The organism is Paenarthrobacter sp. NyZ202 (assembly GCF_049860755.1).
In the GTDB taxonomy this organism is placed as follows: Bacteria; Actinomycetota; Actinomycetes; order Actinomycetales; family Micrococcaceae; genus Arthrobacter.
The window spans coordinates 751994-763863 of record NZ_CP187556.1; the positions used below are offsets into that span (position 1 = coordinate 751994).

At 63.9% G+C, this 11870-nt stretch carries 12 protein-coding genes; 3 read left to right on the forward strand and 9 right to left on the reverse strand.

What is annotated here, in order from left to right:
• Nucleotides 1-69: 69 nt before the first annotated feature.
• On the forward strand, nt 70-1362 hold the full coding sequence (locus ACPFL9_RS03670; RefSeq protein WP_426005910.1) for a serpin family protein: 1293 nt from the start codon (nt 70-72) through the stop codon (nt 1360-1362).
• Between the two features lie 89 nt (nt 1363-1451).
• On the opposite strand, the gene ACPFL9_RS03675 is transcribed toward ACPFL9_RS03670, so the two are convergent.
• On the reverse strand, nt 1452-2066 hold the full coding sequence (locus ACPFL9_RS03675; RefSeq protein ID WP_426005911.1) for a TetR/AcrR family transcriptional regulator: 615 nt from the start codon (nt 2064-2066) through the stop codon (nt 1452-1454).
• 292 nt (nt 2067-2358) lie between these two features.
• On the opposite strand from ACPFL9_RS03675, the gene ACPFL9_RS03680 reads away from it, so the two are divergent.
• Entirely contained in the window at nt 2359-3291 is a 933-nt protein-coding gene (locus ACPFL9_RS03680; protein WP_426005912.1) for a cytochrome b/b6 domain-containing protein, read from the forward strand.
• Here ACPFL9_RS03680 and ACPFL9_RS03685 read toward each other — a convergent pair.
• From ACPFL9_RS03685 to ACPFL9_RS03705, 5 genes are all read right to left on the reverse strand, one after another.
• Nucleotides 3288-4133 (reverse strand): hydroxymethylpyrimidine/phosphomethylpyrimidine kinase, encoded by an 846-nt coding sequence (locus tag ACPFL9_RS03685; protein WP_426005913.1) that lies wholly within the window; start codon nt 4131-4133, stop codon nt 3288-3290. The two genes, ACPFL9_RS03680 and ACPFL9_RS03685, sit on opposite strands and share 4 nt — an antisense overlap.
• A gap of 29 nt (nt 4134-4162) precedes the next feature.
• A complete protein-coding gene (locus tag ACPFL9_RS03690) occupies nt 4163-5146 on the reverse strand; it encodes a TAXI family TRAP transporter solute-binding subunit (RefSeq protein WP_426005914.1) in 984 nt (327 codons plus the stop codon).
• On the reverse strand, nt 5139-6554 hold the full coding sequence (locus ACPFL9_RS03695; protein WP_426005915.1) for a sensor histidine kinase: 1416 nt from the start codon (nt 6552-6554) through the stop codon (nt 5139-5141). Before ACPFL9_RS03695 ends, ACPFL9_RS03690 begins: the two co-directional genes overlap by 8 nt.
• Nucleotides 6551-7219: a response regulator transcription factor gene (locus ACPFL9_RS03700; protein WP_426005916.1), complete on the reverse strand. Its 669-nt coding sequence runs from the start codon at nt 7217-7219 to the stop codon at nt 6551-6553. Before ACPFL9_RS03700 ends, ACPFL9_RS03695 begins: the two co-directional genes overlap by 4 nt.
• A 192-nt stretch (nt 7220-7411) precedes the next feature.
• Entirely contained in the window at nt 7412-8797 is a 1386-nt protein-coding gene (locus ACPFL9_RS03705; RefSeq protein ID WP_426005917.1) for an MFS transporter, read from the reverse strand.
• A 335-nt stretch (nt 8798-9132) separates the two neighbouring features.
• Between ACPFL9_RS03705 and ACPFL9_RS03710 the strand changes: the two genes are divergently transcribed.
• On the forward strand, nt 9133-9624 hold the full coding sequence (locus ACPFL9_RS03710; protein WP_426005918.1) for a methyltransferase family protein: 492 nt from the start codon (nt 9133-9135) through the stop codon (nt 9622-9624).
• Between the two features lie 68 nt (nt 9625-9692).
• Here the strand turns inward: ACPFL9_RS03710 and ACPFL9_RS03715 are convergent, their stop codons facing one another.
• The 3 genes from ACPFL9_RS03715 to ACPFL9_RS03725 are packed head-to-tail and all read right to left on the reverse strand — an operon-like array spanning nt 9693 to nt 11679.
• Nucleotides 9693-10124, reverse strand: a complete 432-nt coding sequence (locus ACPFL9_RS03715; protein WP_426005919.1) for a hypothetical protein — start codon at nt 10122-10124, stop codon at nt 9693-9695.
• Nucleotides 10121-11023, reverse strand: a complete 903-nt coding sequence (locus ACPFL9_RS03720) for a TIGR01777 family oxidoreductase (RefSeq protein WP_426007480.1) — start codon at nt 11021-11023, stop codon at nt 10121-10123. Before ACPFL9_RS03720 ends, ACPFL9_RS03715 begins: the two co-directional genes overlap by 4 nt.
• Entirely contained in the window at nt 11017-11679 is a 663-nt protein-coding gene (locus ACPFL9_RS03725; protein ID WP_426005920.1) for a TetR family transcriptional regulator, read from the reverse strand. Before ACPFL9_RS03725 ends, ACPFL9_RS03720 begins: the two co-directional genes overlap by 7 nt.
• Nucleotides 11680-11870: the final 191 nt, after the last annotated feature.

Genomic DNA, 11870 nt, shown 5'->3' on the forward strand with positions numbered 1-11870 from the left:
CACATCGCGTGAACTCTGCCTGCCTTCAGCGCACCATGAAGCCATCACGGTTTCCAAGGGGGTTGGGTCATGGCTCGGACGTTGTCAAGGATCGCCGCAGTTGCTGTGGCGGGTGCGCTGGTAGCCGTCACAGCGTGCGCGCCCCAGCCAGCCGCCGTCGTGCTGGTTAAGGCCGACGGCGTAACGCGCGTTTCTGTCCAAACGGCCGATTACTCCGCGCAGCTTGAGGCGTTCAACGCGTCCGCGCGCAAGCTTGGCGGGACGTTGCTGGCAGATGGCGGCGACTCCACCAACGGCAACGTGGTGTCGGCTCCGGCAAGTTTGCTGATCGCGCTGAGCATGCTCCGCGCTGGTGCTTCGGGCGCCGCAGCGGCGGAGATGGATGCGGTGCTTGGCTTCCCTGCAGAGGGGCGCGACGAGGCAATGAACGCGCTACTCGCCTCCCTGGAGAAGTTCGACGGCGACCCCGGCTCCGTTGACGAAGACAACCCGCCGCGCACGCCGGTCATGCACGCAGCCAATGGGCTGTTCGTGGATAAAAGTGTGCCTGCGGGCGAGGGATTTCTCACCACGCTCGCCCGGCATTTCGGCACAGGCGTGTACCCGGTGAGCTTTAGGGACGAGGCCGTGACCAAGACCGCCATCGACCAGTGGGTCAGCAAGAACACCGGTGGCCGTATCAAGGAAGCGCCGGCAAAGTACAGTCCGGACAACACGTTCAGCCTGCTCAACGCGCTCTATTTCGCCGCCGCCTGGCAGACCCCCTTCGATGCGAACGACACCGCGGACCGCCCGTTCACCACGGCCGGTGGTGAAGTGATCAACGTGCCAACCATGCACGCTCCGCTCGCCGTGGCGTACGCGGAAGCTCCCGGGTGGAAAGCTGTGGACCTGCCCTATGCCGAGGGTTTCGTTATGCGGCTGATACTGCCCGACGGCGGCACGCCGGGTTCACGCGGTTCGGAGACGGTGTCGGTTGAGGTGCTTGGGGACGTGGCGAAGGGGTTGGCCTCGGCCTCGCGAGAAATGGTGCAGATCAGTCTGCCGAAGTGGGACCACAAGACCACTTTCGAACTGCGGAAGGTGTTCGAATCCCTGGGACTCAAGGAGACGCTGGCCACTTCCACCGATTTCGACGCCATCCAGCAGGGAATGAAACTGACGCAGGCTGCACAGGCCGCCAACATTACCGTTGCCGAGAAGGGGACCATCGCTTCCGCCGTGACCCAGATCAACGCAGAGGCCTCCAGCGCCTTGGTTCCGGATCGCGTGATGATCCTTGACCGTCCGTTCCACTACGAGATTCTGCACGTGGAGAGCGGAATGCCGCTGTTTACCGGGTGGGTGGCAGACCCCCGTTAGGTCGGCGAATCGAGTTCGCTGGAACCGTGCTGGATCGCCGGAAGTTTCCCGGTGTGCAAGCACGCTTCCGGCGAATTCGGCGCGCACGGCTAACGAGCCAGCCGCGCCACCAGCACAGCCGCGGCCTTTACGACGTCGTCCGCCTCCTTCTTGCTGCCACTCAAGGCGACCTCCTGGCCGGCAACCGTAATGATGTCCGTGATCACCGCGACGGTGAGCCGGCCCAGGGTGTCCTCGCTGGTGCCGAGCAGGACGGAATTTTGGCGCACCCACTCGCGGCCGCGTTCGCGCCGGAGGACCTCAAAGCCCGGGGGAGTGTCGCCCTCGATGAAGACGCGCTCCAAGTCGCGGTGCTTCCAGGTGTAGTCGAAGTAGGTCCGGCTGCCGACGTTGAAGAGCGCCAGCGGATCGTCTTCGCCGGACTTGCGGGCTCTGGCGACGGCGGTCGCCACCAGGCGTTCGTGCTCGTTCTGGTAGTCGTCCCACAGGGCGAGGAACAGTTCGGTCTTGCCGCCGAAGTGGTGGTAGAGGCTGCCGACACTGGAGCCGGAGCGGGCAACAATATCGGAGATCCCGGCGTTGCTGAAGCCCTGCTCGGAGAAAACGGCGCCGGCCGCGTCAAGAAGGTTCCGGCGGGTGGCCGCCGTGCGCGACCATTGCCAGGAGCCCGCGTGGACCCCGGCGTCAGACGTCTTCCGGACCATGGGACCTCCTTGCCGCAGCGTCGGTGTGTCTTCCGGACGATTTCTGGAATGCTGAACCGACCGAGAGGCGGATGGGAGCGGCCCATCCTTGACCAAGGCCCAAAATACAGGAAATAATTCTGGAAGTCTGTTCTAGAAATATGTATTGCAGTATGTAACCAAATGCTGCGATTTTTGACGTCGAACGCCCCAAAACCCGGGTGCCGTTTTCACCGTCGGGCAGCAACTGGTTGAATCGCTATGAGAGCGCCAACTGGTCGCACGCCAACAAGCCAGAGAGGAACGCGGCCTGATGTCCGTTTCAAGCAAGTCGTCCGGGATCACGTCGAACAGGTGGTTCAAACCAGGGGTCATCACCGCTGGCGCGCTGGTGTTGGCGCTGATCCTGGTGCTGGTTGCCATGTGGCTGCGGACGCTGGAACCCGTGAAGCAGTTCCTCATTGACTACCCCGGCCACTCTGACCTGCCCGAGGGAGCTCCCACCGGATTCCCGGCGTGGCTGGGCTGGCAGCACTTCCTCAATATGTTCTTCCTGGTCCTCATCATCCGATCGGGTTGGCAGGTGCGGACCACCACCCGTCCGCCCGCCTATTGGACCCGGAACAACAAGGGCTTCATCAAAACCAAGAACCCGCCCACCAAGATCAGCCTGGACCTCTGGTTCCACCTGACCCTGGACGCATTGTGGGTGCTCAACGGCGTCATCTTCATCGTGCTGCTGTTCGCCACTGGCCAGTGGCTCCGGATTGTGCCCACCAGTTGGGACGTCTTCCCGAACGCTGTCTCGGCCGGCCTGCAGTACGCCTCGCTGAACTGGCCCGTCGAAAACGGCTGGAACAACTACAACGCCCTGCAGTTGCTGACGTACTTCATCACCGTCTTCATCGCTGCGCCGCTGGCGATCATTACGGGCCTGCGGATGTCCGGTGCGTGGCCCAAGAAGGCTGCGGTCAACAAGTTCTACCCGATCGAACTGGCCCGCAAGATCCATTTCCCGGTAATGATCTACTTCGTGGCGTTCGTGATCGTCCACGTGACGCTGGTCCTCGCCACCGGCGCCCTCCGCAACCTCAACCACATGTACGCCGCCAACGACGACAACACCAGCTGGTGGGGCTTCGGTATCTTCGCTGCGTCGATCGTCTTCACCGCCGCCGCGTGGTTCCTGGCCCGCCCGCTGTTCCTCCGCCCGATCGCGTCCCTGATGGGCAAGGTCTCGCGCTAGCTCAGCGCGCCGCCCTGCCACAGGGCGTCGAACGGGGCGCCGGAGGCCACGCGGTTGCGGATTCCCTCGGTCACGAAAGCCTTCGCAGTCCGGGCCGCCTCAAGCGGGGTGGCACCCTTGGCGAGCTCGGCGGTCACTGCGGCGGCCAGCGAGCAGCCGGCACCGGACACGGCAACCTCGCCCACCTTCGGGGCGCGCAGGACTTCCAGCGTCTCGCCGTCGTAGAAAACGTCGACGGCGTCAGCACCTTCCAGCCGCACCCCACCTTTGGCAAGGACCGCTGCGCCGCTGAGCTCGTGGATGCGGATGGCTGCGGCTTTCAGCGATTCCTCATCCGTGATGGCAATGCCGGACAACGACTCGGCCTCGAAGTGGTTCGGCGTGACAAACGTGGCCAAGGGAAGGATCTGGGCCTTCAACGCCTGGTCCGTATCCAACGCGTGCCCCGGTTCCTGGCCCTTGCAGATCAGCACCGGGTCCAGCACGATGTTGGCGAACGCGCCGCCACGCAGGGCCTCCTCAACCGTGCTGATGGTGGCCGGGCTGCCGAGCATTCCGATCTTCACGGTGTCCAGAACCGAAGGTGCGCCGGAAGCGGCACCGTAGGCCGCCGTCGTTGCTTCCAGTTGGTCCGCGATAACCTGCTGGTCCACCGGGACGAAGCGGTGGTTCCAGTTGTCCTTGGGGTCGAAGGAGACGATGCAGGTGAGGTTGACGATGCCGAACACTCCCAGTTCCTGGAAGGTCTTGAGGTCGGCTTGCGCACCGGCGCCGCCGGTCGCTTCCGAGCCGGCGATGGTCAGTGCAATGGCAGGGGAAACGGCTGAAGTCATGGATTCCATTTTGCCATTTCCTGCCGGATCCCCGGCCCTCAGCCGTGCAGTTCCCGGTAGCTCGCCTGGGCGGCGGGGTGCAACGGAACGCCGGCGGTGTTGATGAGGGTTTCCGGACTGAGGAACTGCACCCCGGCGCTCGAGGCCGGGACGAGCTCACTGGCCCGTTCCACCAGGAGCTGCACCGTACTGCGCGCCAACGCGTCGGCGAGGTCCCGCCGGCACAGCAGCAGGTTGGCCACCCCCAACGTCCAGACCGCGGGAGCGTCACCGTAGGTGCCGGCGGGAATCAGGACGCGGTCGTAGAAAAATCCGGAGAGGGTCCTGGTGGGCTGGATGAGGTCGGAAAGGTCCAGGAGCCGCAGCTGCACTTCGTCCGCCGTGCCGACGATCGGTGCGGTGGGCACACCCCCGGACTGGATCATGACGTCGATCGACCCGTCCTTGAGTGCGGCCAGTCCCTCGCTGAGCCCCAGGTTCACCTGCCTCACCGGTCCCGGGGCGGCGCCCCCGGCCAGGCCGGCAGCCGCCAGGATGCGGTCCGCAGTCAACGACGTGCCCGAACCAACTTCGCCAACGCCGGCGGTCCGCCCCGCAAGCTCGGAAACATTGCGGATGCCACTGTCCTCCCGGACAATGCAGTGCACGTAGTTTTCATACACCTTGCCCAAGGCCACCAGGTCTTTTCCGTCCTGGCTGGCCGCTTCCTGCCCTGCGGCGGCCCGTACGGCGGCATCGGCGAGGGCGACGGCGAATGTCGCCTCGCCGGACAAGACGCGCCGGATGTTGTCGAGACTGCCGCCCGTGATCAGCGTTTCGGTAGACGATGCCACCCCTTCCCGCTGCAGGAGCCCGGCGAGCAGCGTGGCGAACTCAAGGTAGAACCCTCCGGTTTCGCCGCCCGCCACGGTTACTTTGCCCGCTTGATCGACGGCGGTACAGGCGCTCGCTCCAACGGCTGACAGCCCACCGGCGAGCCCCACCGCGAGCAGCTTCCTCCGCGTCAGCTGAGGATCACGCACCGGATCCTCCTGCCGGGGACGGGAACTCCACGCGAGCCGACAGTCCGTGCGGCTTCCTGTTCTGCAGTACCAGCGTTCCCTGGTTGGCCTGCGCCAGGCGCTCCACGATCGTCATTCCCAAACCATTTCCTTCGATCGCGCCGTGCTGCGGCCCCCTCCAAAACCTGGTTTTAGCGGCGGCCAGGCTTTGTTCGGGGATGCCGGGACCGTCGTCCGAAATCACGACGGCGGCACCTCCTTGCGTCTTTTGCGTCGCCACAGTGATGTGGCCGCCCGGGGCGTACTTGATGGCGTTGGCCAGGAGCTCACGCACCATCTGTGCCAGTTCTTCCGGGTTGCAGAGGACTTCCACCGGGGACCCGGGAAAGTCCGTGGCAAGGGTTGATCCGGCCCTTTCGGCCGTCGGCATGGCACGCTCAACTTCTCCCTGCAGCACGGGAACGGCATCGATCACGGACGCCCTTCGGTCTGCCATCGAGTGCGCTGCAGGGGCAGCCCCCGCGGAGGCGCGGTGCTCAGCGGCAGCCAGCTTCAGCACGCCGTCGAGCATGTCCTCAACCCGCTCAAGCTCGGCCACCACACCCGCTGCGGCTTGCTGTTCCTTGGCCGAACGAAGTTCCAGCTGCAGCAGGTCGATGCGCAGCCGCAACGCGGCCACCGGGTTCCGGAGCTGGTGCGACGTGTCGGCGATCAGGCGGCGCTGTGATTCCATGCTCTCGGTGACCGTATTGGCCATGGCCGTGAAGGAACGGCTGAGTTCCCGGAGCTCGGGCGGTCCGGCTTCGGGGAGCTGGCTGGTCCTGCCCGTGGCTTCCAGTTCATGGACAGCAGAACTGAGCCGCTGCACGGGCCTGAGAACCCAGCCGGTGATGCGTGAGGCGGCCAGGAGCAGCAACGCGGCCAAAGCCAAAGCCGCGAGCCCAACAGCACCCCAGCGTTCCCGGAGTTTCCGGCGCGCCGTGTCGAGGTCCACTTCAACCACCGCTTCGCCCAGGACCTGGCTGGCTGTCCCGAAGGGACGCGAGAGGACCTCGTTGCCGGTGGTGAACGGGCTCACCGGGTTCAGCGTTGTGTCACTGAGGTTGAGGCTCGCACGTCCCAGGGCGTCACGGACATCGTGCCGTTCCTCGCTGAGTCCGCCCGAGGCGACCGTGGTGTCCTGCAGCCGGATCAGGACACCCTCGCCGTACAGTTCGGAGTACCGGTTCATCTCGCGTTCCAGCTGGGTGGTGTTGTTGTCCTGCGCGGCGTCGCTTGCCAGTTGGGCGAACCTGTTGAGGGCTGCGACCCGGTTGATTTGCAGTTCCTGGGTCAGTTCACGGCCTGCCGATGTCAGGATCACGCTGGAAACGGTGGCTACGATGACCACCACCAGCAGGCTCAGGATGCCGAGGACCCGCACCCTCATCCGGGTTCGCCCTCCACTCGGTAGCCCACGCCGCGTACGTTGATGATGAACCCCGGCTGCTGGAGCTTGGAACGCAAGGCCGTGAGATGGACATCCAGGGAGCGTGAATTCGCGAGGAAAGCATCACCCCAGAGGGCGTCCAGGATCTGTTCGCGCGTCACCACCGAGCCGGCGTTCCTGGCCAGGAGGCTGAGGAGGTCGAACTCGGTCGCTGTCAGTGCCAGTTCCCGGGTTTCGACGGCGGCCACGCGGCGGTCCAGGTCCACTGTCACGGGTCCTACGGTGATGACGTGGGGTGTGCCCTGCCCTGAACGGCTGGTACGTCGGGTCACCGCCTCGATCCTTGCCAGCAGTTCCACGAGTTTCACGGGCTTGACCAGGTAATCGTCTGCTCCTGAACGCAGGCCCAGCACCACGCTGCGTTCATCATCACGGGCCGTGAGGATCAGGATGGGAGCCTGCGTGACCTGGCGCAGTTTCCTGAGGACGTCCAGGCCGTCGATATCAGGGAGGCCGAGGTCGAGGAGGATCACCTCATGTTGCCGATGGGCCAGCAGTGCGTCTTCACCCCGGGAAACCCGTGCAGCTTTGTGGCCAGCGGATGCGACGGCGGCAGCAAGGGCAGATGCTACGGAGTCGTCATCCTCGACGATAAGCACGTGCACTGTGGGGTTTCCTCCTGCTTGCGGGGCGTTTGCTCCGTCTTGGAGGTTACTCCTTTCCCAACGCTCTATCACCTACCGGCGCCTTCAGGGAATCCCTCTATCACCAAACGCCCACCCCTTAGCCAAGCTGGGCCCGCCCTGCGTTCTTTGGAATGACCAAAGGGCGCAGGGCGGGCCTCGCAGGCACGGCCTTTAGGCGTTGACGAGGTCCTTCTTGTCGTCCTCGTCCTTGACCTTGAACGCGCTGCCTTGCTCGGCGTCCAGGTGGGTAGCCTTCTTGTTCTTCAACGCAAAGATGTACACCAGCAGGGATACGAAAATCGCGGCCGTTACGTAGGTGAAGAACAGGTTTTCCTGGCCGGACTTCTGCAGTGCTGCGCCGATCAACGGAACGGTGCCGCCGAACAGCGAGTTGGCAATTGCGTAGCCCAGGCCCACGCCCAGGGCCCGGATCGATGCCGGAAAGAGCTCGGCCTTCACCAAGGCGTTGATGGACGTGTAGCCGCCAACCATGAGCAGGCCGCCCATCATCAGGAGGAACGCCATGAAGGGGTCCTGCGTGCCGGCCAAGGTGGACAGCAGCGGCCACGTGAACAGGACACCTGTGACGCCGAACCACACCAGCAGGGGCTTTCGGCCGATTTTGTCCGAGATCATGCCATACACCGGCTGCAGCAGCATGAAGATGAACAGTGCCCAGAAGTTGATCACAGAGGTGTCGGTCTTGGCGATGCCGGAGGTATCGTTCATGAACTTCAGGATGAAGTTGGTGTACGTGTAGAACGCCACCGTGCCACCGAGCGTGATGCCGATGCAGATGAGCAATGGCTTCCAGTGCTTGGTGAAGAGGAGCTTCATGGTGCCCGGCTGGGCTTCGCCTTCCACCTTGATGTGGGCCGCGCGGATCTGGTCGGCCGAGACGGTTTCCTCCATGGAACGGCGGAGCCAGAGGACAACCAAGGCAGCGACGCCGCCGATCGCGAACGGAATGCGCCAGCCCCACTCGGTGAGGGCTTCTTTGGTCATGGTGTTCTGCAGGATCACGAGGACGAGGAGAGCCAACATCTGGCCACCCACCAGCGTCACGTACTGGAAGCTGGAGAAGAAACCGCGGCGCTTCGCCGTTGCGGCTTCGGACATGTAGGTGGCGCTGGTTCCGTACTCACCGCCGACGGAGAATCCCTGCAGCACGCGGATGAACACCAGCAAGATCATGGACCACAAGCCGATGACGTCCTGCGTGGGGAGGATCGCAATGCAGAATGAGCCCGCGGACATCATGGTGACACTTAGCGTCAGCGCGGCCTTACGGCCCTTGCGGTCTGCGTAGCGGCCGAAGAACCAGCTGCCGACTGGACGGGCGAGGAACGACGTCGAGAACACGGCCATCGCTTCGAGGCCCGCCTGCAGATCGTCCGACGAATTAAAGAAGTGTGACTGGAAGTATGCAGCAAACGCCGTGTAGACGTAGACATCGAACCACTCCACGAGGTTGCCCGCGGAGCCCTTGAGGATATTGCTCACGGCCTTGCGTGTTTGGGCCGCCTCGCTGAGGGGCGCAGCTTGTTGGGTGCTCATCAATGAACCTTCCTGGCCGGCTGCGCACGTGGCAGCCGTGTCTTTCATGAGTTCGTTCTGTCCATGAAGCTCGTGCTCATGGCGTCCTTGCGCATGGCTCTTCGTGACTTAGAAAGGCCCTCTTGGGGGTGAAGAGGACGTATTCCAAACTATGGGTGATGCACGGCACAGCCAACGCGGGAGGGGATTTCCTAACACTTCCTTAGGTTTCCCCCGCCGGACGCTCTCTCAGGGATCGCCGGTTTTGGGCGGATGCTCTCTCACTCCGTGCGTGCAGGCCGTGGCCTTCAGGCTGGGACGGGATTAATGTTCATGGCATGGGCACACTTCGGCGGGTGGTTCTCATCCTGAAACAGGAAGCAGGCGGAATACCGCTTCCACCTGGTCAAGTGCTCGGACTCGTCCTCGACGGGGTCCTCGACCGGGTATTGCCGACGCCGATCACACCAGTTCGTGGCACTCGCAAAGTCGTGGGGACGATCTTGCTGCTGACCGGCACGGGAGTTACAGTCTGGGCGGTTGTGGAACGACGACGCCACACCGTGGGGACCTTTGCCTTGGGCCGCCCTGAAGAACTTGTGACCAGCGGCCCCTATGCCCTGAGCCGTCATCCTATGTACTTGGGCTGGTGGATGATCCATGCCGGTGTAGCGGCATTCAGGGGTTCGCCGTGGGCTCTGGTGACTCTGCCGGCGGGCATGCTGGTGGAACATCTTGGCACCCTCTGGGAAGAAAGGGCACTTCAGAAAGAGTTTGGGCAGCCCTACGTCGAGTACGTGAGGGAGGTGCCGCGTTACGTCGGAATCCCACGGCGCCACGAACCTTGAGATGGACGGTGAGAGAGCGTTCGGCTGAGGGGGCGCTTTGGTGAGAGAGCGTTCGGCTGAGGGGGCGCTTAGGTGAGAGAGCGTTGCGTGATGCGGACGAGTCGCCAGACCGATAGCCGGCCGATCCCTGCTGCCAGCGCAATGGACAGGCTAAACAAGGTTGCGCCCCAACTCGAGAAACCGCCGAAGGGTAGGCAGATGAGAGCCCCGGTCGCGAAAAACGCAGCCACGTGAAGCCATTGGTTGCGCACGCGGCCCATGGCCAATCCCAGTAAAGCTCCTACGGCCGTGCCGATGAATGCCACGGGGATCGCGGCGTAAACAAAGAAGATCAGAGCCCAGTCGGGAGCCTGCACGGCCAACAACGAGCTGAAGACCAGGTACGCAACCAGGACACCCAGGGCCAGGCTCTTGCCATTGAGAACCACCCGGTGCAGGGGGCGGTACTGCGGCGTGTTCAACTCTGCCGGAGCATACTCATCACTCGGGTCGGTCATCATCGGCTGGATCTGCTGATCGCGTTGAGGGCGTCGGCAAGAGCGGGATACTGAAACGCGAAGCCGGCCTCCACCAGCTTCCTTGGCTCGACCCATCGGCTCTTCAGGACCAGTTCGGTCTCCGTGCGGATGATGACGGCGCCCATCCCCAACAGCCACGCCGGTGTTGGAACTCCGAACGGCACACCGAGGCTCCGCCGGACCAAGGACATCAGTTCACGGTTGTCCACAGCATATGGCGACGCCGCATTGACTGGCCCGGACAGCTCGGGCCGCTCGTGAAGGAACAGAACCGAATGAAACAAGTCCTCCACATGAATCCAGCTGAACTTCTGCGTCCCGCGGCCCATGTGCCCGCCCAGCCCGAGCCGCGCCAGGTTCCGGAAGGGACCCATGACTCCTCCGTCCCTGCCGAGGACAATGGCGATCCGCAGAGGAATTTGCCGGGTCAACGGAGTCGAGGCCGCCGCCAGTTCGTCCTCCCACGCGCGGGCCACGGAGACGGAGAATCCGCTACCCAACTCGCCAGCGATTTCTGACTGCGGCCGGTCCTCCGCGTGACGGTAAATGGTCCCGGTGCTCGCATTGATCCACGTGCGTTGCGGTTCATCACAACGGGAGAGTGCGACCCCCAACGATCGCGTCGTCTGTACCCGCGAGTCAAGGATCTCCCGACGGTTCCGCTCGTTGTATCGGCAGTTGACCGTTCGTCCGGCGAGGTTTACCAGCAGTTCGGCGCCGTTAAGCGCCTTGGCGATGCCGCCGTCGTCGTTCCATTGGGCGTCAGCCGAAGTGTCCCGCCCGATGGTGCGGACCTGCCAGCCCTCCGCGGCGAACCGCCTCCGGAAGTACCGTCCGATGAAGCCCGACGCTCCCGCGACCACCACCGTGGGTGTCACGATTCGGCCTTCACGCTGCGGACCACTCCCAGGACGTCGTCGAACACCTTGCTGACGCCTGGGATCTTTGCCAATGACAGCCCGCGCGCAACCAGCGGCGCCGCGCCGTCGATGAGCTTGCGGGTGCGGCGCTGGCCCTCGGACGCGTCGTAAACCCAGAACAGCGCGATTCCCATGTACGCCAGCCACAACAGTTCCGGCAGGTCTGCCCGGAGTTTCCTGGCGACGGCGGGGGAGGAACCGTCGACGGCGGAACGGAAGATCGCGAGCGAAGCGTCACGTGCGGCGGTGGACGCCTCGCCGAACGGATTAACGGGCGACGACGGCCGGATCGCCGTCGCGATGAAGTCGGAACCGAACTCGTGGTACGGGGTCATGACGTCGATGCCCGTGTGCAGCACGGCCTTGAGCCGGCCGGTGAGATCCTGCACGTTGTGAAGGGCCGCGGCCGCGGCGACAGCATGCTCGTCCTGCACCTGGAGATAGAGCTCGTGGACCAGCTCGTCCTTCGAAGCGAAGTAGTAGTAGGCGTTGCCCACCGAGACCCCGGCTTCTTGGGCGATGGCCCGCATGGTGGTCTTCTCGAAGCCGATCTCGCGGAACATCTTCAGTGCGACGTCGGCTACGACTTGCCGTGTTTGTTCGCTCTTGGTGGCCATGTTGGTTCCTTCGGCAGATTCTTGAACGTGTTCAAGAATGAGTGTGGCACAAGTTTTGAACGCGTTCAAATAGGGTGGGGGTTTGGGTGAGAGAGGGTGGCGGGAAACCGGGCGGAAGGTGAGAGAGGGTGGCGGGAAACCGGGCGGAAGGTGAGAGAGGGTGGCGGGAAACCGGGCGGAAGGTGAGAGAG